Source organism: Acinetobacter junii CIP 64.5, assembly GCF_000368765.1.
GTDB classification, from domain to species: Bacteria; Pseudomonadota; Gammaproteobacteria; order Pseudomonadales; family Moraxellaceae; genus Acinetobacter; species Acinetobacter junii.
On sequence record NZ_KB849655.1, the window covers coordinates 1,857,390 to 1,877,143 of the forward strand.

Annotated in this window: 15 protein-coding genes and 2 pseudogenes; 9 read left to right on the forward strand and 8 right to left on the reverse strand. The window is 41.6% G+C overall.

All coding sequences use genetic code 11. The features are described from left to right. Positions 1-35 precede the first annotated feature (35 nt). Both F948_RS14385 and ahr read left to right on the forward strand, forming a co-directional pair. Positions 36-590, forward strand: a complete 555-nt coding sequence (locus F948_RS14385) for a DNA-3-methyladenine glycosylase I (protein WP_004965130.1) — start codon at positions 36-38, stop codon at positions 588-590. Positions 591-619: 29 nt separating this feature from the next. Then, complete coding sequence (gene ahr, locus F948_RS14390) at positions 620-1,645, forward strand: NADPH-dependent aldehyde reductase Ahr (protein ID WP_004965132.1); 1,026 nt, start codon at positions 620-622, stop codon at positions 1,643-1,645. Here ahr and F948_RS14395 read toward each other — a convergent pair. After that, positions 1,642-3,069: an aminotransferase-like domain-containing protein gene (locus F948_RS14395; RefSeq protein ID WP_004965136.1), complete on the reverse strand. Its 1,428-nt coding sequence runs from the start codon at positions 3,067-3,069 to the stop codon at positions 1,642-1,644. The genes ahr and F948_RS14395 overlap by 4 nt on opposite strands. Positions 3,070-3,159: 90 nt before the next feature. On the opposite strand from F948_RS14395, the gene F948_RS14400 reads away from it, so the two are divergent. Continuing rightward, on the forward strand, positions 3,160-3,570 hold the full coding sequence (locus tag F948_RS14400; protein WP_004965139.1) for a hypothetical protein: 411 nt from the start codon (positions 3,160-3,162) through the stop codon (positions 3,568-3,570). Here the strand turns inward: F948_RS14400 and F948_RS14405 are convergent. Continuing rightward, the gene (locus F948_RS14405; RefSeq protein WP_017397389.1) at positions 3,518-4,420 is read right to left on the reverse strand and encodes a LysR family transcriptional regulator; all 903 of its coding nucleotides are present in this window, start codon (positions 4,418-4,420) and stop codon (positions 3,518-3,520) included. The two genes, F948_RS14400 and F948_RS14405, sit on opposite strands and share 53 nt — an antisense overlap. Positions 4,421-4,553: 133 nt before the next feature. On the opposite strand from F948_RS14405, the pseudogene dkgB reads away from it, so the two are divergent. After that, positions 4,554-5,359, forward strand: a pseudogene (gene dkgB, locus F948_RS14410) (2,5-didehydrogluconate reductase DkgB). 2 nt (positions 5,360-5,361) lie between these two features. Beyond that, positions 5,362-6,539, forward strand: a pseudogene (locus F948_RS14415) (MFS transporter). Positions 6,540-6,574: 35 nt separating this feature from the next. Here the strand turns inward: F948_RS14415 and F948_RS14420 are convergent. The 6 genes from F948_RS14420 to F948_RS14445 all read right to left on the reverse strand — a co-directional run bounded on the left by F948_RS14420 (position 6,575) and on the right by F948_RS14445 (position 14,390). Beyond that, positions 6,575-7,222 (reverse strand): START domain-containing protein, encoded by a 648-nt coding sequence (locus tag F948_RS14420; protein WP_004965151.1) that lies wholly within the window; start codon positions 7,220-7,222, stop codon positions 6,575-6,577. A gap of 100 nt (positions 7,223-7,322) precedes the next feature. After that, positions 7,323-8,144, reverse strand: coding sequence for a 4-hydroxy-tetrahydrodipicolinate reductase (gene dapB / locus F948_RS14425; RefSeq protein WP_004965153.1), 822 nt, complete (start codon positions 8,142-8,144; stop codon positions 7,323-7,325). A gap of 250 nt (positions 8,145-8,394) precedes the next feature. Beyond that, complete coding sequence (gene dnaJ / locus F948_RS14430) at positions 8,395-9,507, reverse strand: molecular chaperone DnaJ (protein WP_004951083.1); 1,113 nt, start codon at positions 9,505-9,507, stop codon at positions 8,395-8,397. Between the two features lie 141 nt (positions 9,508-9,648). Continuing rightward, positions 9,649-10,026 carry a hypothetical protein gene (locus F948_RS14435; protein WP_004910303.1) on the reverse strand — a complete coding sequence of 126 codons (378 nt, stop codon included), beginning with the start codon at positions 10,024-10,026 and terminating at the stop codon, positions 9,649-9,651. 132 nt (positions 10,027-10,158) lie between these two features. Continuing rightward, entirely contained in the window at positions 10,159-13,287 is a 3,129-nt protein-coding gene (locus F948_RS14440) for an efflux RND transporter permease subunit (RefSeq protein WP_004910306.1), read from the reverse strand. 2 nt (positions 13,288-13,289) lie between these two features. Beyond that, the gene (locus F948_RS14445; RefSeq protein ID WP_004910310.1) at positions 13,290-14,390 is read right to left on the reverse strand and encodes an efflux RND transporter periplasmic adaptor subunit; all 1,101 of its coding nucleotides are present in this window, start codon (positions 14,388-14,390) and stop codon (positions 13,290-13,292) included. Between the two features lie 153 nt (positions 14,391-14,543). On the opposite strand from F948_RS14445, the gene F948_RS14450 reads away from it, so the two are divergent. From F948_RS14450 to F948_RS16885, 4 genes are all read left to right on the forward strand, one after another. Next, positions 14,544-15,167 (forward strand): TetR/AcrR family transcriptional regulator, encoded by a 624-nt coding sequence (locus F948_RS14450; RefSeq protein WP_004910315.1) that lies wholly within the window; start codon positions 14,544-14,546, stop codon positions 15,165-15,167. Between the two features lie 84 nt (positions 15,168-15,251). Then, positions 15,252-17,933: a phosphoenolpyruvate carboxylase gene (gene ppc / locus F948_RS14455; protein WP_004965157.1), complete on the forward strand. Its 2,682-nt coding sequence runs from the start codon at positions 15,252-15,254 to the stop codon at positions 17,931-17,933. Between the two features lie 300 nt (positions 17,934-18,233). Next, positions 18,234-19,523 carry a solute carrier family 23 protein gene (locus F948_RS14460; protein WP_004910321.1) on the forward strand — a complete coding sequence of 430 codons (1,290 nt, stop codon included), beginning with the start codon at positions 18,234-18,236 and terminating at the stop codon, positions 19,521-19,523. A gap of 127 nt (positions 19,524-19,650) precedes the next feature. Continuing rightward, positions 19,651-19,754, forward strand: a 104-nt coding sequence (locus F948_RS16885) for a DUF4372 domain-containing protein (RefSeq protein ID WP_004965161.1), incomplete at its 3' end; no start/stop codon positions are given.

Here is a 19,754-nt window from a genome sequence, read left to right on the forward strand (position 1 = left end):
TTTTCTCGATATTTATAACGATATGGAGCATCAAAATGACAATTCAACGCTGTGGTTGGTGCTCTGATGACCCCCTGTATATCGCTTACCATGATGAAGAATGGGGTAAGCCTGAATACGATGAAGCGCGTTTATTTGAAATGCTTTGCCTAGAGGGTCAACAAGCTGGTCTCTCTTGGATTACGGTACTCAAGAAAAGAGAACACTACCGTGCTCATTTCTTTCAACATCCTGTAGCAAAAATTGCCGAGCTTACAGATGATCAACTGGAACATAAACTGAGTGATACAGGTCTGATTCGCCATTTAGGTAAAATAAAAGCCATTCGAGACAATGCGATTGCTTGGCAACAATTAAAGCAGGATGTTGACGATGTCTCTGCATGGCTGTGGGCTTTTGTCAGTCACGATGTATTGAACAATGATGTGATCAATTATCGAGAAGCCCCTGCACAAACAGAGATCAGCCAAACCCTGTCTAAAACCTTAAAAAAGCGTGGATTTAAGTTTGTGGGTCCAACGACTTGTTATGCATTCATGCAAGCTGTGGGCATGGTCAACGATCACGAAAATCATTGTCCCTTTAAATAAAATACAATCCTCTCCAAAGGAGTCCTTCCATGAGCAACAATCAAATACGTGCTTATGCTGCGATGCAAGCAGGTGAACAACTGGTTCCTTATCAATTTGACGCAGGCGATTTACAAGCCCATCAAGTCGAAGTCAAAGTTGAATATTGTGGTTTATGTCATTCAGATATTTCAGTGATTAATAACGATTGGCGATCATCTACTTATCCTGTGGTTGCTGGTCATGAAATTATTGGAACCATCACTGCTCTTGGTTCTGAAGCGAGAGGACTCAAAGTAGGTCAACGTGTAGGTATCGGATGGACAGCAGAAAGTTGTCAAGCTTGTGATCCCTGCATCGGTGGTAATCAAGTGTTATGTACTGGCGGCAGTGTTGCAACGATCGTAGGACATGCTGGTGGATTTGCAGATAAAGTTCGAGCTGGCTGGCAATGGGTGATTCCGCTACCCGATGATTTAGACCCAGAAAGTGCAGGTCCTTTGTTATGTGGCGGGATTACAGTTTTCGATCCTCTACTTAAACATAAAATTCAAGCCACGCATCATGTCGGTGTAATTGGTATCGGTGGCTTAGGTCACATGGCGATTAAACTGCTCAAAGCATGGGGTTGTGAAATTACGGCATTTAGCTCAAATCCTGAGAAAACTGATGAGCTGAAAGCCATGGGTGCAGATCACGTGGTGAATAGCCGCGATGCGCATGCCATCAAAGCTCAACGAGGAAAATTTGATTTATTGTTGAGTACAGTCAATGTGACGCTAAACTGGCAAGCCTTTCTCAGCACTTTAGCACCGAATGGCTCATTGCATTTTCTAGGTCTGACTTTAGAACCTATTCCAGTTTCAGTCGGTGCTTTGATTGATGGTGCCAAATCAGTAACTGGTTCACCGACGGGTTCTCCTTTGGCACTTCGTCAACTTCTTCAATTTGCAGCACGTAAAAATATCGCCCCGCAAATTGAACTCTATCCAATGTCACAGCTCAACGATGCCATTGAGCGACTTCATTCAGGTCAAGCACGTTATCGCATCGTATTGAAAGCAGACTTCGACTAACTCAATTTCGACGTGAGACTTTCTCTGACCCAATCCGCCAACTGCTGAATAGCTTGGCGGATTTCATCTGTCAAAGCATGGCCAGCGTTTAATCGTAGAAAATGCTGATAGCGCTGATCTTCACCAAATACCTCACCTGGAACGATATTGATTCCATATTGCTGCGCGCGATAATACAACTCTAAACCTGTAATGGTGTTTGGTAGTTGCATCCACAGCGCATATCCACCACTCGATTGGCTAAGTGCGATCGGAATCCCCTGAAACTGCTCCAAAATACATGCACGATATTGTTCGACTTGCTGCATGAGAGCAGGTCTTAAACGTTCCAAATGTTCTCGATAGGCACGACTATAGATAAAGTCGGCTAAACCAAGCTGTAAGGGGGTATTAACCCCAACATTATTTGCTAACAGAGCTGGTCTTAAGTGCTGTAATTGTTGACCTAAACAAAACCACCCCACACGATAAGCACTCGATAAAGATTTAGAAACAGAACCACACCAAATTACATAGCCCTGTTGATCCCAATAACGAATCGGTAAAGGGCGTTCTTTTTGAAAACTACATTCAGCATAAATATCATCTTCCAAAACAAAGCATTGATACTTTTGTGCCAACTCGGCAATTTTTTGTTTTTGCTGATTGCTCAGACAATAGCCCAAAGGATTTTGAAAATTCGCAGTCAGTAAGCATAACTTCGCACTACCCTGCTGCATAAAATATTCTAACCGCTCTAGGTCTATGCCTTGATGATCCGCAGGTATTTCAATAATTTTACGTTTCAATCCTGCAAGGAGCTGAAGCTGACCGTTAAAGGTTGGTGTTGGAACGATAATACTGTCGCCCTCTCGACTCATTTGCTGAATCAACAGTGACAGTGCAGGCATACATCCATTACTAATAAAAATATCGTCTGGGGCGATGTAGATACCATCCTCACGCCAATGATCAGAAAGTGCTTGTCGGAGCTGTAGATGTCCTTGTTTATTACAGTACAAAAAATCTTCAGGTTGGCAATGCTTCAAAGCTCGCTGCAAAGAGTGGCGTAATCCATCCACAGGTATTAAATGAGGAGATAACTGAATCGCACCTAAGGGCGTTAAATGACTTTGTATGGATGCCGTTTGAATTTGATTTTGCAACTCTAAATTTGAAACTCGTCTTGGCATCGATTCAAATTTTGGGCTTTCAGGTACCGGACTTTGGTATTGTCTCGAGCTAACAAAGTAACCTGATTTAGGTTTGACATAAATCAAGCCTTTGGCTTCTAACAATTCATAACATTGCTGCGCTGTGCTTAAACTGATTTTTTGTTGGCGTGCAAATTCTCTTAATGAACTTAACTTCTGTTGCGGTTGCAGTTCATGTTGGTAAATCTTTTGTGACAGCTGTTCCGCCAAGCGTTGATATTGAAATGTCATGTCTGTACTGATTTTTTAAAAATTTCTGTATCTGTATTGGTTTATACAACACCTTTAAGCTATAAAAATCAACAGCAGAGGAATAAAACAATGAAAATTAATAACTTATTTTTAGTAAGTATATTGCTACTTACAGGTTGTCAGTTGCCTGATCAGAAAACATATCAGCAGCAAGAAATTTGCAAATCTCTCGCTGAAGGTTATTTAAAAATTCAAAACCGACAAGGTTATGAGCTATGGAAACTAAAAAATCATAACCCTCAAACCAAAACAGATACGGTAGAGTTGACCTATAAAAAACCCAATGAAAATGGTGTGGTCGTAAGCGCATCATTATTATCAACAGTTGTTTTGGAGTGTACGCGCAAAGAGCAACAGATTGTCATGTCTATCCCTCAAACAACAGGAGAATCTATTCCTGTTCTCGAAGTTCAAGTTCCACCCACGTCTACTGACACACAGAAAAACCTTGGCTTAGTTGCTCAGACAAAAATTCAATAAAGAGACGAACACGTTTGGGTAAATGCTCTTGTTGGTAATAAACAGCATGGATGCTTTGATAAGAGTGCTCAATTTGGTCTTCAAATAATGCGACCAAACGTCCTTCGTTTAAATCTTGCCAGATTTCAAACTCAGATAATCGTGCAATTCCCTGTCCTCGTAGACACAATTGCCGTACTGTCTCCCCACTAGATGCTTTGATTTTGGCTTGTGCAAAGAAGTATTCATCATCTACTTTAATCGGCCACTGATTAATATGAATCGGGCGTGTGAAGCCAATTAAATCATGCTGTAACAATTGTTTTGCTTGCGTCGGTGTCCCCATCCGTTTTAAGTAATGTGGACTTGCCACAATATACAAGCGACTTTTACATACCAATTTTGCATGAAGACTTGAGTCATGTAATTCACCAAAGCGAAATGCAACATCAGTTTTATGCTCTAGTAAATCAATCACTTGATCATTACTGTTTAATTCAATTTCAATATTCGGATAGCGCTGCCGAAATACGCGCATCAAAGGAGCAATCACGTGCAAGATAAATGGCGCAGCCGAATCAACACGAATCAAACCAGATGTATCTTGATCTGAACGCTGCAAAGCTTCTTCGGCCGCATTCAAATCATTTAAAATCTTTCGGGCATGCGCTAAGAACTGCTGACCTTCTTGAGTGAGTTTTAATTTTCGTGTGGTGCGTTCCAGCAAAGTCACTTCAAGCTTAGACTCTAAACGACTTAAAGAACGACTCAAGCCAGATGCTGTTTGACCTAATCGCTCAGCAGCTGCAATAAATGAACCTGTATCAACAATCGTTATAAAGGCGAGCAATTCCTCAATACTTGATTTCATCATCTCCCCCTATTGTTGATATTTAGTCAACTATATTTTGCAAATTCATCTATTTTTTAGCAACAATAATCATCGCAAAATTGCCTTCATCAACAAATTAGACTCTTTTGAGTTAAAAAATTAGGTGAAGAATATGCAAATCCCTCAATTTGGTTTAGGTACTTATCGTTTAAATGATCAAATCCTGATTGATTCAGTCAAAACTGCCTTAGATGTCGGCTATCGCGCTATTGATACAGCACAAATTTATGAGAATGAAGCAGCAGTAGGACAGGCTATCCGTGAAAGCGGGATTGCTCGCCAAGATTTATTCTTAACTACAAAAATATGGGTCAATAACTTTTCTGAACAACGCCTGATCCCAAGCCTAAAAGAAAGTTTGCAAAAATAGGCACTGAAGCAGTTGATCTGACCTTAATCCATTGGCCAGCACCATCGCAAGGGACAGATATCACAGAAGTGATGCAATTATTATTAGAAGCCAAACAACAAGGCTTAACCAAACTCATTGGGATTTCAAATTTCAATATTGCACTTACTCAACAAACGATTGATAGCATTGGCGCAGAACATATTGCCACCAATCAAATCGAACTAAGCCCTTATTTGCAAAATCAAAACTTGGCAAATTACCTGATACAACAACAGATTGATGTAACCTCTTATATGACTCTTGCTTACGGGAAAGTGCTCAAAGACCCAACTTTGCTTGAGATTGCAGCACAACATCAGGCTACTTCAGCACAAGTTTCTTTAGCTTGGGCACTACAAAAGGGTTATGCGGTTATTCCATCATCAACCAAACGTGAGAACCTGATCAGCAACTTGAAAGCACAAGAATTAAAACTAAGCGAACAAGAAATGCAGCTGATTGCGGAACTGGATCGTAATGGTCGTGAAATTGACCCACCTGAACTTGCACCAGTATGGGATAAATAAACATGAAGCAGCGCATCAATCTTCCTTTGCTCGCATTAGCTATTGGTGCGTTTGCCATTGGAACCACTGAATTCTCGCCTATGGGCTTATTGCCGAACATTGCCCATGATCTTGGTGTTTCGATTCCAAGTGCAGGTATGTTGATCACAGGTTATGCCTTGGGGGTGATGCTAGGTGCCCCAATTGTCACTTTATGGTTCGGTGGTTTTGCTCGTCGCAATGCTTTAATTCTTCTGATGGCCATTTTTACCATAGGCAACTTAATTGCGGCATTTGCACCAAATTATATGAGCCTGATGGGCGCACGCTTGATTACCAGTCTCAATCACGGTGCTTTCTTCGGGATTGGGCTGCGAGTGTTGTACCTGCACATAAACAAGCCAGTGCTGTAGCTACCATGTTCATGGGACTAACAATTGCCAATATTGGTGGCGTTCTTTTAGCGACATGGGTAGGACAAACCATTGGCTGGCGGATGTCTTTTCTTGCGATTGCGGTGTTGGGTGTAGTGACGATGTTTTCTCTATGGAAAGCACTGCCTGTGGGTGCTGTTGGACAAAAACCTGATGTTAAAATGGAATTAAAAGTTCTCACTCGGCTCCCTGTGATTTTGGCACTTCTTACCACCGTGTTCGGTGCCTCCGCAATGTTTACCCTATACACTTATATCGCCCCGAGTTTAGTTGCTTTCAATCACGCCTCACCGATGTTTATCACCATGATGTTAGTTTTAATTGGGGTTGGCTTTTCAATTGGAAACCATCTAGGTGGCAAGCTTGCAGATCGGTCTATTGATAAGACTTTAATTGGTTTCTTCATCGCCTTGATTGTATTGATGGCAGTTTTCCCTCTGCTGGCTCAAACCCAAGTCGGAACTGCTGTTGGGCTGGTTTTATGGGGCGCGGCAGCATTTGCAATTGTGCCATCACTGCAAATGCGCGTTATGTCGGTAGCACATGAAGCATCTGGTCTCGCTTCCTCTGTAAATATCGGAGCATTTAACTTAGGCAATGCAGTTGGTGCGGCGGCTGGAGGAGCTGTTTTAAGTCTAGGTCTGAGCTATGCCTCAGTATCAATGATCGGAGCAGGTCTTGCAGCGATTGGATTACTTTTGGTGTTTATCCAAATCTTTCTCGCATCTCGATCTAAGCTTAACTATCAGCACTGCACCCAAACCTAGAACATAAAAAAGCCTGATTGAATCAGGCTTTTTTATTACTTCAGTACATCTGGTAATTTCGGTTGTGCATACAAAGGATTATTCACTTCCTTTTTCATTTTCATCAGCATTTGATAGGGTTGTTGCTGTACAAACATATTCACAAAACTAAGCGGAATTGCACCAGCTGGATCTGCATAACCCGTTGTTGATACTTTGACTTTATTATTTGCTAACTTTTGAAAAGTCCAATCACCCTCATAGCGGGTTAAACGAATCACATCAGGCTGTTCAGGATAGTTATTTTTAATGGCATTGTTTTTAATACTAATACTGCCATCCGCGTTTTTACTCATTTTCCCTTTAATCACTACATCGCGATCTTTTAATGGAAAAGGAAAATCAAGCACCATATATAACGTGAACTCACCCTTCTTCTCGTCTCGAGATAATAGTTGAGCCTTACCCACATAAGGAACCCATTGTGGGGTGCGTTCAACATCTAGAACTACGGCTACAGCCCGTTCTAATGGCACATCAAACGTTGTTTCTGCTTTATATTGGAATACTGGATTATTTTTAGTTTGATATGTCCAAACTTTAATATTATTTCGATGCAAACTGAGTTTTGGAGCTTCTGCGGCACTGACGACCAAACTCGTCGCACTTAGCAGCGTAGCAAGAACAATATGTTTTTTATTCATGTCATGCTCAATTGTTGTAATGAGGTTTGGAGCTTATCGTGCTTTTTGGGATGTATTGAAAGCGCAATAAGCTCTTTTTATAGTGCAAAAAGGGAACTTTTTATACTTGAATATCGTTAAAGCCTAAGACATCTTTCATGTCATATTTACGAGCTTCACGCCCTACAACCCATGCTGCTGCACGTACTGCACCCGAAGCGAAGTTCATACGGTTTGTCGCTTTGTGCGTCACTTCAACACGTTCACCTTCACCGATAAACATAACGGTATGCTCACCCACAATATCGCCACCACGAATGGTTTCAAAACCGATAGTTTGACGATCACGTGGACCCGTATAGCCTTCACGACCATAGACTGCAACTTCTTTTAAGTTGCGCCCTAAGGTATCAGCTATTGCTTCACCCATCATAAATGCTGTGCCAGACGGTGCATCTACTTTATGACGGTGATGTGCTTCAATGATTTCGATATCGACCGTATCACCAAATACTTTTGCTGCAAGTTCCAAAAGTTTGATTGATACATTTACACCTACAGAATAGTTTGCAGCATAAACAACTGGGGTTTGAGTTGCTGATTCATCTAAGAATGCTTTTTGTTCCTCAGACATGCCCGTCGTTCCAATCACCATCGCTACACCAGCTTCACGACAAAGCTTTAAGTGTTGTTCTGTTGCGGCTGGTGCAGTGAAATCAATCACCACTTCACAATCTTTTAATACTTCAGCTAAACTGCCAACGATCTTTACGCCCAAACTTCCAACGCCTGCAAGCTCACCTGCATCTGCGCCGACTAAACTGCTTTCAGGGCGTTCTACTGCTGCTGCAAGTTGATAGCCTGCTTCTTGTACAGCCTGAATCAGAATACGGCCCATGCGTCCGCCAGCACCTAAGATCCCAATGCGTGGAGAAGTTGACATAATGTTTCCCAGTCTTTTATTTAAACAATTTCGCTACTATAGCAAATGAATGGCATCTATACATCTATAAAGTATTACTTATCATAGACTTAAATCCCCCTAACACCTCTTTAAAAATAGAGGGTAAATTTCTGCTAATTCAGTATGTTATAGGATAGACAATGCGCCCTCATTTGAAAAATGAAGGTTGCTGAGGATTTAAAATTTCCCATAAAAAAACCTGCCGAAGCAGGTTTTTTATTGATGCCTATTAATCAAAGAGGCGATCAAAGAATGATTTTTTCTTTGGAGACGATGCATGACCATCACCATCTAAAGAGGCTTGTAATTCTTTAAGTAACTCGCGTTGACGGCTGGTTAAATTTACTGGGGTTTCTACAACGATGCGGCAAAGTAAATCACCCACCATACTACTACGTACAGGGCGAACACCTTTACCACGTAAGCGGAATAATTTACCCGTTTGAGTTCCCTCAGGAATCTTCAAACTCACACGACCGTCCAAGGTTGGGATTTCAATTTCTTTACCCAAAGCGGCATCCGCGATACTAACTGGCACATCCATATATAGATCAGCGCCATCACGTTGAAAAATTTCATGCTCGCGCACAACCACTTCAACGTATAAATCACCTGATTGACCATCACGAATCGCTTCGCCTTTACCTGTTAAGCGAACACGATCACCGTTGTCCACACCCGCAGGGATAGTAACTTCAAGTGTTTGTTGACGATCTGCAACACCAGAGCCATGACAAGTATTACAAGGATTTTTAATAATTTTGCCTTGACCACGACAGGTGCTACAAGTTTGCTGCACAGAGAAGAAACCCTGTTGCATACGAACTTGACCTGAACCATGACAAGTACGGCATGTTTCGACATCGTTTGGATTTTTAGATCCTTTACCGTCACAAGTTTCACATGGTGCAGGAGCCGTAAAAGTAATGGTTTTTTTAACGCCTTTAACTGCTTCTTCTAAGGTCAATTCCATCACATAGCGGAGGTCTGAACCACGGCGTTGGCGTTGCTGCTGGCGACCGCCACCAAATGCACCACCAAAAATATCACCAAATTGGCTGAAAATATCTTCGGCACTAAAACCGCCACCGAAGCCACCGCCACCACCAAAACCGCCTTCAAATGCACTATGTCCAGCACGGTCATACATACTGCGCTTTTCACTGTCAGACAGGATTTCATAGGCTTCTGATGCTTCTTTGAATTTTTCTTCAGCTTCAGCGTTGTCAGGGTTACGGTCAGGGTGATACTTCATCGCCAACTTACGATAGGCTTTTTTGATCTCATCATCACCTGCGGTTTTCGAAACGCCTAAAACCTCATAATAATCACGTTTAGCCATGGTTGGCGATGCTCCTCACGGAATTTATTAAATCTCTACGAATAAATAGGCTCTGTTGATCTTATTTTTGAGATCAACAGAGCCTAGATAGGGGCTATATTACAAATTTACAAGGTCTAAGTTAATAAAAAAGCAGCTTTATTAGAAAACTGCTTTATTTTTTAAATACTTAGAAAGTCCTTTCAGCCAAGCATTCAACAAGAATAACCAAGCAATTGAACTAAATACGACACCTGCGACTGTTGTAGCAGTCACCCAAATTGCACTGTCCCATGCAAAAAAGAACAATGGGATAAACCACAAAGAGGCAAAAAAAGCCATCATAATAAATAACAGCACATTACGCATGATCCATAGGGCATGCGCATGAATCCAAACTTCGGCATTATCCACAATCGCAACTTTTCGTGCAAACATGTATGCAAACGCAGCAAACAAAATTGTAAATAATGCAAGAAACATGAACACGTAAGAAATCGCTACATAGCGACGATGCTGCTCAATATTGTCTTGCCCCATGCTCTATTTCACCTCAATCCATGCATTTTGCCAAATCAATCATGCAATGAAATTCAATTATTTTTTGGTCTTAAAATATAGGTGCTACTATATTGAAATTTTCAATATTTCGCACCTTTATTCACAAAATAATTACGTTAGATATGTTGCTTTTTTGACCTTAAACCACGCTGCATAGAGTGCAGGCAGGAAAAATAGGGTTAATAAGGTCGCAACAATCAATCCACCCATAATTGCAACAGCCATTGGACCAAAGAAAATACTGCGTGAAAGTGGGATCATTGCAAGAACTGCAGCAAGTGCTGTCAGTACAATCGGACGGAATCGTCGCATCGTCGCATCAATCACCGCATCCCATGCTGCTTGTCCAGCCTGAATGTCTTGCTCAATCTGATCAATCAAGATCAATGAGTTACGCATGATCATACCAGACAAGGCGATTGTCCCAAGCATAGCCACAAAACCAAAAGGCTTATTAAACAATAGCAAGAATGCAACAACGCCTATTAACCCTAATGGTGCGGTTAACAATACAATCGTCGCACGCGACATACTGCGTAATTGAATCATGAGCAAAGTCATCACTACAGCTAGGAATAATGGCATTCCTGCATTGACTGAACTTTGACCCTTAGCAGATTCTTCAACAGTTCCCCCAACTTCGAGCAAATAACCATTTGGCAGATCATCACGCAAGTCCTGCATCTGATCAGCTAACTGCTGAACTACCGTGGCAGGTTGTAGATGGCTACGAATATCTGCTCTTACAGTAATGGTTGGTAAACGGTTACGATGCCAAATCAAGCCTTCTTCAAATCGTGATTCGATTTTTGCAATCTGTGCCAATGGGACTGTTGTGCCCTGCGTTGTCGGAACGGCTAAAGATGCTAAAGATGCCACTTCTGCACGCTCAGCCTGATCTCCTCGCAAGCGAATTTCAATTAACTCACGTTTTTCGCGATACTGATTCATCACTGTACCAGTCACCGAAGCATTCAAGAAATTGGCTAAATCAAAACTCGTAACACCCATTTGACGCGCACGGTCTTGATCGATTTCGATAGCAATAATCTTGCTTGGCTCACCCCAATCTAAATGCACATTGGTGGTATTCGGATCTTCACTCATCACTTTTGCCACTTTTTGTGCCCATAGACGCACGGTGCTTAGATCTTCTCCTGAAACACGATATTGCAATGGGTATCCCACTGGTGGACCATTTTCGAGCAACGAAACACGAGTACGCACTTGAGGCAATAATTGCTTGATTTGCGTTTCTAAAGAACGGCGAATTTCATCACGATCATCTAAAGACGATGCGAGTACGACAAACTGCGCAAAACTGGCTTGCGGTAGTTGTTGGTCTAAAGGTAAGTAAAAGCGAGGAGAACCTGTTCCAACGTAGGCAACATAATTATCGATCCCTTTTTGTTTAGATAAGAATGACTCCACCTTTTTAACAGCCTGTTCAGTCGCTGTCAGTGACGCACCTTCTTCAAGCTTTAAATCCACTAAGATTTCTGCACGGTTAGATGGTGGAAAGAATTGTTGAGGAACGAATTTAAACATCGCAACTGATAAAACAAAGATTGCCACCGTGACTCCGATTACTGTTTTACGATACGTAATACAGAGCTCTACCATACGACGGAAAGACTGATAAAACTTGGTTTGATAGGGATCATGGTGCTGTCCATGTGCCTGTACAACAGGTTCAGGCTGTTTCCGCAATCTCGCCCAAAGCCTCAAATACCATGCTGCTTTCTGTTGTTGCTTGGTGAAGTCAGGGAGTAATTTTTCACCCAAATATGGAACAAATAGTACGGCTGCTATCCATGACACAATTAACGCAATGGTTACGACTTGGAAAATAGAACGTGTATATTCGCCAGTGCCTGATTGTGCCGTTGCAATCGGTAAGAAACCTGCTGCGGTAATCAATGTTCCTGTCAGCATTGGAAATGCCGTGGTTTGCCACGCAAATCCTGCTGCTTTGAGTCTGCTATAGCCCTGCTCCATTTTAATTGCCATCATTTCAACAGCAATAATGGCATCATCGACCAACAAACCGAGTGCAAGAATCAAGGCACCGAGGGAAATCTTATGCAGACCGACATCAAATAGATTCATCCCTGCAAAGGTCATTGCCAAAACGAGTGGAATAGACAAAGCCACCACCAGTCCTGTGCGAAAACCCAATGAAAAGAAGCTGACCAATAAAACGATAATAACCGCTTCAGCCAATACCTTTAAAAATTCCTGAATACTGCGTTGTACTGCGACTGGTTGATCTGAAACTTTTTGAAGTTTCATGCCCACAGGCAATGATTTCTGCAAATGATTAAATTCGGTTTCTAAGTTTTTGCCCAAAGCGATAATGTCACCGCCTTTGCGCATCGAAACCGCGATGCCAATTCCATTTTCCCCCATAAAACGCATGCGAGGCTGAGCAGGTTCACTGAAGCCCCGATAAACATCAGCAACATCCCCCAATTGAATGGTTTTATCACCGACCAATAGCGGCATTTTTTTCAGATCATCTACACTGTGCAAATGTCCACTGACGCGAAGTTGAATACGATCTGTGCCAGTCTCAAAGAATCCTGCACTTGCCATATCATTTTGCTTTTGTATCGCTTCTTGAATCGCTGTCACAGGTACACCGAGCTGCACCGCTTTGGTATTGGATAATTCAATCCATATTTTTTGATCTTGTAATCCGACTAAATTGACCTTGCTCACATCTTTGACTCGTTGCAATTGCAGTTGCAAACGATCGGCATATTCTTTCATTACCGCATAGTCAAAATCGTTCCCTGTAAGGACATAGATGTTGCCAAAAGTATCGCCAAACTCATCATTGAAAAATGGTCCTTGTACACCACTGGGTAACTGATGGCGGATATCATTGACCTTTTTTCTGACGTTGTACCAAACATCAGGTATTGCACTCGAAGGTAAACTGTCTTTAGCAACAAAAGTCACCAAAGATTCTCCAGGACGTGAATAAGCCATGATGCGGTCATACTGACCTGTGGTCATTAATTCTTTTTCAATTCGATCGGTCACGAGTGTCGAGACTTCTTTAGCCGTTGCACCTGGCCAATAAGTCTGTACCACCATCACTTTAAAGGTAAAAGGTGGGTCCTCACTTTGCGACAGCTTGGAATAAGACATAATCCCGACGATGCCGAGTAGCAGCATAAAATAAAGCACAATGCCTTTATTTTTCAGTGCCCATTCTGAGAGGTTAAATTTCATGATTAACCTCCAGTTTTGATCGTGACTTCACGATTCTCTCGGTCTACAGGATGAATCTTTTGTTGCTCACGTAACAAATGTACACCGCCAACCACAACCCAGTCCGTTGCTTTTAAACCAGACAGGACAGGAACACTATCTCGACCATAAGCACCCAAGCGAACTGGAACTTTACGTAAGGTCTTATTTGTCGTCACGACCCATACAAATGCCTGCTGATCATTAGCCGTCACACTAGAAAGTGGGACGCTGAGGACATTCGTTTGATTTGCAACAAAGAATACACGCGCACTTTGTCCCAACTGAATGCTAGATTGACCTTCCAATAAGGAAACCTTGACCGTAAATGTTCGAGATTGATCAGCAGCAGGAGAAACCTCTCGTACTTTAGCTGCAAAGCGAAGGTCTGGCTGAGACCACAGTGTGACCCAAGCAGGCTGCCCCACTTTAATCGTTGCGACTGCTTGTTCAGGGACTCCAAATACAACTTCACGCTCTCCATCAATCGCGAGCAGATAGGCAGCCTGTCCTGCTGCAACCACCTGACCCACTTCAATTTGACGTTCGGTAATCACGCCATTTTTATTGGAGATCAGCTGGTTATATCCCGTTTGATTCGAAGAAACTTCATAGTTTGAGCGTGCTTGTTGCAAACTTGCTTGTGCCGCTTCGTATTGATTTTTGATCGCATCAAATTGTGAGCGACTGACTGCATTTACTGGCAATAATTGCTGATAACGCTGATATTCTTGCGCTGCAATTTTTGCTGCTGCTTGTGCGCTGTCTAGCTGTGCTTTAGCTGCATTAAGTTGTAACTGAGCATCTTTAACATCTAACTTCGCTAATACTTGCCCAACTCTGACTCGATCACCAACATCAACAAAGCGTTCGGTAATTTGTCCTCCAACACGAAATGCCAATGCCGTTTGCTGTCTCGCCTGTACATCACCTGCATAGCTTTTTTGATCAATATGATTACTACTCGGTTGCGCGACCATGACATAAGGAATTTCTTCCGTCTTTGGAACCTCTTTTTGACATGCTGTTAAAGTGACACTGCTGAGTACGAGCAATCCCACAATTACATGATTTAGCAGATTCATCTCTTTTTCGCTCTTATTCAAATTGATTTTTTAAGGCACAATATGAATATCATGATAAATTGTTTATTTTTTAATTAATATACCCATGAGTACACTAATTAAAAATTAAAGTTATTTATTTGATTTTTAATTTAATTAAAAGAGAACGATAACGTGCAAAACAGTAGTGGTCGCCCTAAAGATTTGGAAAAAAGAGCTAAAATTTTACAGGCTGCGAAATCTCTTTTCCTAAAAATGGGTTATCACGCTGCCAACATGAATCAAATTGCCAAAGAAGCAGGCGTCACGAAACTGACCGTGTATAACCACTTTCAAGACAAAGCCAATTTATTTATCTGTGCAATTGAAGAAACCTGTGAAGAATCTATTTGTGCTAAAGAAATCATTCTCACGGCAGAAACCAATTTTACACAAGCACTCTATCTGATGTGCCATCGTGCTTTAACTATTATTTATCTTCCTGAGGCATTAAAACTTGATCGTTTATTGTTCGAACTCGCAGCAGAACAAAGCCCTTTAACACAGCAGTTTTTCGATGCTTCACATACACGTATGAGCAATGTTTGGTGTAATTTTTTTGAGCAGGCAATTGCACTTAAATTTATTCGTGCTGACGATCCTTTAAAACAAACTGAATTAATCGTGTCTTTAATGTTGGGCTTACGTCATTACCGAGTTCTACTCGGATTGGATGAAGTGCCGACCGCGAATGAAATCGATCAGATGATTCAACAAGCGATTGAGCTTTTTTTGCTTAAATATCAACCCAAAAATTAAATAAAATTCACATTTTTTTACGTTCTGCTCTTGGATTGTCTCTCAATCACGTTATAGTCGAATGAGAACATCAGGAGAAATAGAATGATTCAACAAATCACAGCTCCATTACGGGAAGACGTCCGATTACTGGGCAACTTACTTGGCGAAACATTAAAACTACATGCTGGGCAAGATTTGTTTAATCAAATTGAGCAAATTCGCGCTTTAGCAAAAGGCGCACGTGACGGTCAAATAGAAGCAGAGAAGCAGTTAGAACAGCTTTTTCTTGGGCTAAAAGATGAGGAGATTTTGCCCTTAACACGAGCATTCTCACATTTTCTTAACTTCGCTAATATCGCTGAACAATATCACGTGGTACGTAGTCGACGTCATGCAGAGTTTGACGAGCATGCGCCTAGCCCAAATCCACTCACTCATCTATTTGAGAAATTTAAAAATCAGCAAATTTCTGAACAGCAATTATTTCAACAAATTTGCGATCTAAAAATTGAGCTAGTACTGACAGCGCATCCAACAGAAGTGAGTCGTCGTACCCTGATCCAAAAATATGATGATATTACGGATTGTCTATCACAGCTTGATCAAAAGAAATTAACGCCTCGTGAACGTCAACAGACCATCGCCACACTCAAACAGCTAGTCACCTCTGCATGGCAAACCGATGAAATCCGTCAACACCGCCCGACGCCTGTAGATGAAGCAAAATGGGGGTTTGCAACGATTGAACAAACGTTATGGAATGCTGTACCTAAATTTATTCGTGAATTAAATGAATTAACACAACAGCATTGCCTGCAAGCTTTGCCTCTCAGCATAGCGCCGATCCGCTTTGCTTCATGGATGGGTGGCGACCGCGATGGTAATCCGAATGTCACTCATCAAGTGACACAGGAAGTTCTGTGGTTATCGCGTTGGCAGGCTGCAGATTTATACCTCCGTGATATTGAGAATCTACGTTGGGAACTTTCTATCCAAAATTGTTCTAAAGAACTTAGTGAAGCTTTAGGTTATGAACATCCTGAGCCGTACCGTGAATATCTACGCATTACCCGTGAACGACTTAAAGCAACACGTTATTGTTTAGGTCAACGTTTACAAGGTTTGGATGCCGACGATAGCAATATCATTCGAAATAAAGATGAATTATTGGCTCCTCTTCTGCTTTGCTATCGCTCCCTTGTGGACAGTAACCTTGCTGAAATCGCCAACGGACAACTGCTCGATTTTATCTATCGTGTGAATTGTTTCGGAATTGAACTACTCAAACTCGATATCCGCCAAGAATCAGGTCGTCATCGTCAAGCCATTTCTGCGATTACGGAATATTTAGGTTTGGGTAATTTCGAATCGTGGACAGAACAAGCGCGTCAAAACTTCTTGATTCAGGAATTACAAAGTAAACGTCCATTATTACCTAAGTATTTGAATGAGCCAGAAGGTAGTCTCATTCAACATCCAGATGTGCTCGAAGTGTTTGCCACTATGCGTACTCTAGCTGAGCAACCAGCAGAGAGTTTAGGGGCTTATATCATTTCAATGGCTGAATATCCAAGTGATGTGTTGGCTGTATTGCTCTTGCAAAAAGAAGCGGGTATTCAACATCCTCTGCGTGTCGTGCCATTGTTCGAAACCTTGAAAGATTTGGACGGCGCTGCCAAAACCATGGATACCTTGTTTAATATGCATTGGTACAAGCAGCATATCCATGGCAAACATGAAGTGATGATTGGTTATTCTGACTCTGCCAAAGATGCAGGCTTTATGTCAGCAAATTGGGCTCAATATCGTGCACAAGAAGAACTCACCTCGGTTGCAAAAAAACATGATGTGCAATTAACCCTATTCCATGGTCGTGGTGGTTCAATCAGTCGTGGCGGTGCTCCAACCCAACAAGCGCTCTTTTCTCAACCACCAGGCTCAATCTCAGGTGCTATTCGTGTGACTGAGCAAGGTGAAATGATCCGCTTTAAATTTGGTTTAGAAGGGATTGCCTTACAAAACTTGGAAATCTATACTGCTGCGACCTTAGAAGCGACTTTATTACCACCGCCAGAACCTAAGAAAGAATGGCGTGATTTGATGAATCAGATGACGGATCTCTCCGTTAAGGTATATCGCCAAACGGTTCGTGAGAATCCAAATTTTGTGAGTTATTTGCGTACCGTTACACCAGAATTAGAGTTGCAAATGTTGCCATTGGGATCACGCCCAGCAAAACGAAAAGTCAGTGGTGGCATCGAATCCTTACGTGCAATTCCATGGGTATTTGCTTGGACACAAATTCGTTTGATGTTGCCCGCTTGGCTGGGAACTGGCACCGCAATTAATCAAGTGCATGAACAACATAAAAATACGCTCAATGACATGCTAGATCAGTGGCCGTATTTCCAAACCTTAATTGATATGTTGGAAATGGTACTGTCTAAATCAGATGCAGACATTGCGTTGTATTACGAATCTCATTTGACTGATGATCAGGACCTCAAAGCTCTCGGGATAGAGTTAAGACAACGATTACAAAATGCGGTTGATACACTTTTGAATCTGAAAGGTGAGTCTAAACTTCTGAGCAATAATGAGGTCTTAGATCAGTCGATGCAGGTTAGAAAACCTTATCTACTGCCTCTTCATTTGTTGCAAGCTGAGTTGATGAAACGTCGTCGTTTATATTTAGCTGAGCATCAAACAGAACATACTCCTGTTGATCATGCCTTAATGGTGAGTATTGCAGGTATTGCCGCAGGGCTTCGCAATACAGGTTAATCATTCTCTATGTCTAACCCTCATCAAATAATTCAGTTTGATGAGGGCTAAATTGGCAAAATATGCCAACTGGACAAAATTTTTTTAAATTTATTTTAAAAATTAAATTGAGCTATTTTGCAAATACAACAATCAAAATCAACAATGAATTCTAAAGTTTATTTACATATATATTTTACCAAAAGGTAAAAATATGAAATTTATGACCATTTGCGTTCATTCAGATCAATGACCAATAGATGAAAGCATAATTTAAGACAGGGTATCATACGCGCTGATATCACATAATGAGTCTACTTTATGTCAAATTGGTTTCCAAAATGGCAGCCGTATCAGGGGAAGATTGATCATCGCCCTGTTGCGACAAACGAATATTTACCGCCCTTACAAAGCGCGGTACTCGGGGTACAACACGCATTTGCAATGTTTGGAGCAACTGTTCTTGCGCCATTGCTGATGGGTTTTAATCCAAATCTCGCGATTTTAATGTCAGGGATTTGTACGATTATCTTCTTCTTGATCACAGGTGGACGTGTACCGAGTTATCTCGGTTCAAGTTTTGCGTTTATTGGTGTGGTTGCAGCCGCTACAGGTCACATCACGGGCTCTGGTGCAAACCCGAATCTATCAGTTGCACTTGGAGGTATCGTTGCTTGCGGTATCTTGTATGCTTTAATTGGCTTTGCCGTCATGTTGACAGGCACACGCTGGATTGAAAAATTAATGCCACCTGTTGTAACAGGTGCGATCGTAATGATCATTGGTTTAAATCTTGCTCCAGTAACAATCAAAGGTGTTGCAGGTCAGCCTTTTGAAATGTGGATGGCGCTCATCACTGTGCTGAGCATGGGTGTTATCGCGGTATTTACCAAAGGCTTATTACAGCGTTTATTACTGTTGGTAGGTTTACTGATTGCCTATGCCATTTACGTCATCGCGACGAATGTGCTTGGCTTTGGAAAACCAATCGATTTTTCACAAATCGCGGCAGCACCATGGTTTGGTATTCCAAGCTTTTCGCATCCTACTTTTGATATGAATGCCATGTTAATTATTGCACCTGTTGCATTAATTTTAGTTGCAGAAAACTTAGGTCATATCAAAGCAGTGGGTGCAATGACAGGCGAAGACCTAACCCCTCAACTTGGTAAAGCATTTGTTGCCGATGGTTTAGCAACCACGTTATCAGGTGGTGTGGGTGCACCAGGGATGACGACTTACGGTGAAAATATCGGTGTCATGGCTGTTACCCGTGTTTATTCAACCATCGTCTTTGTAATCGCTGGTGTCTTTGCAATCTTTTTAGGTCTATCACCAAAATTTGGTGCCGTGATCAGCACAATCCCTACCGCGGTACTTACGGGTGCCTCAATTGTGGTCTTTGGTTTAATTACCATTGCTGGCGCAAAAATCTGGATCGAAAACAAAGTCGACTTCTCTAATAATAAAAATCTGATCGTTGCATCTGTGACAATTATCTTAGGTGCGGGTAATTTCGAGTTATTATTCGGAAGCTTTAACTTAGGTGGAATTGGTACAGCAACCTTTGCCGCTATCTTTCTAAATGTTCTATTTAGCCTAAAAAAATAAAAATTTAATCATCAAAGGCAGCATGAGCTCACTACTGTCCCATAGTTTGCTTTAAATAAAAAAACCTGAGTCTAAATAGTTAAAATATGAGTGCAAACAAACACTTTAACTATAAAGGACTCAGGTTTTGTCACATCAGAATACCGTATTTCATCAATTACTCAAACCCATTCTAAGACAAGATTTTGAACGTCTGGCTAAACTGCACCACTCTGGGCAAAAATTAAGATC

What these genes read in the sequence shown, in the direction of transcription:
- F948_RS14385 (WP_004965130.1), top strand. Translation starts at nt 36, where the DNA reads ATGACAATTCAACGCTGTGGTTGGTGCTCTGATGACCCCCTGTATATC.
- F948_RS14405 (WP_017397389.1), bottom strand. Translation starts at nt 4,420, where the DNA reads ATGAAATCAAGTATTGAGGAATTGCTCGCCTTTATAACGATTGTTGAT.
- F948_RS14395 (WP_004965136.1), bottom strand. Translation starts at nt 3,069, where the DNA reads ATGACATTTCAATATCAACGCTTGGCGGAACAGCTGTCACAAAAGATT.
- dapB (WP_004965153.1), bottom strand. Translation starts at nt 8,144, where the DNA reads ATGTCAACTTCTCCACGCATTGGGATCTTAGGTGCTGGCGGACGCATG.
- F948_RS14440 (WP_004910306.1), bottom strand. Translation starts at nt 13,287, where the DNA reads ATGAAATTTAACCTCTCAGAATGGGCACTGAAAAATAAAGGCATTGTG.
- F948_RS14445 (WP_004910310.1), bottom strand. Translation starts at nt 14,390, where the DNA reads ATGAATCTGCTAAATCATGTAATTGTGGGATTGCTCGTACTCAGCAGT.
- F948_RS14435 (WP_004910303.1), bottom strand. Translation starts at nt 10,026, where the DNA reads ATGGGGCAAGACAATATTGAGCAGCATCGTCGCTATGTAGCGATTTCT.
- F948_RS14400 (WP_004965139.1), top strand. Translation starts at nt 3,160, where the DNA reads ATGAAAATTAATAACTTATTTTTAGTAAGTATATTGCTACTTACAGGT.
- ppc (WP_004965157.1), top strand. Translation starts at nt 15,252, where the DNA reads ATGATTCAACAAATCACAGCTCCATTACGGGAAGACGTCCGATTACTG.
- ahr (WP_004965132.1), top strand. Translation starts at nt 620, where the DNA reads ATGAGCAACAATCAAATACGTGCTTATGCTGCGATGCAAGCAGGTGAA.
- F948_RS14460 (WP_004910321.1), top strand. Translation starts at nt 18,234, where the DNA reads ATGTCAAATTGGTTTCCAAAATGGCAGCCGTATCAGGGGAAGATTGAT.
- F948_RS14420 (WP_004965151.1), bottom strand. Translation starts at nt 7,222, where the DNA reads ATGAATAAAAAACATATTGTTCTTGCTACGCTGCTAAGTGCGACGAGT.
- dnaJ (WP_004951083.1), bottom strand. Translation starts at nt 9,507, where the DNA reads ATGGCTAAACGTGATTATTATGAGGTTTTAGGCGTTTCGAAAACCGCA.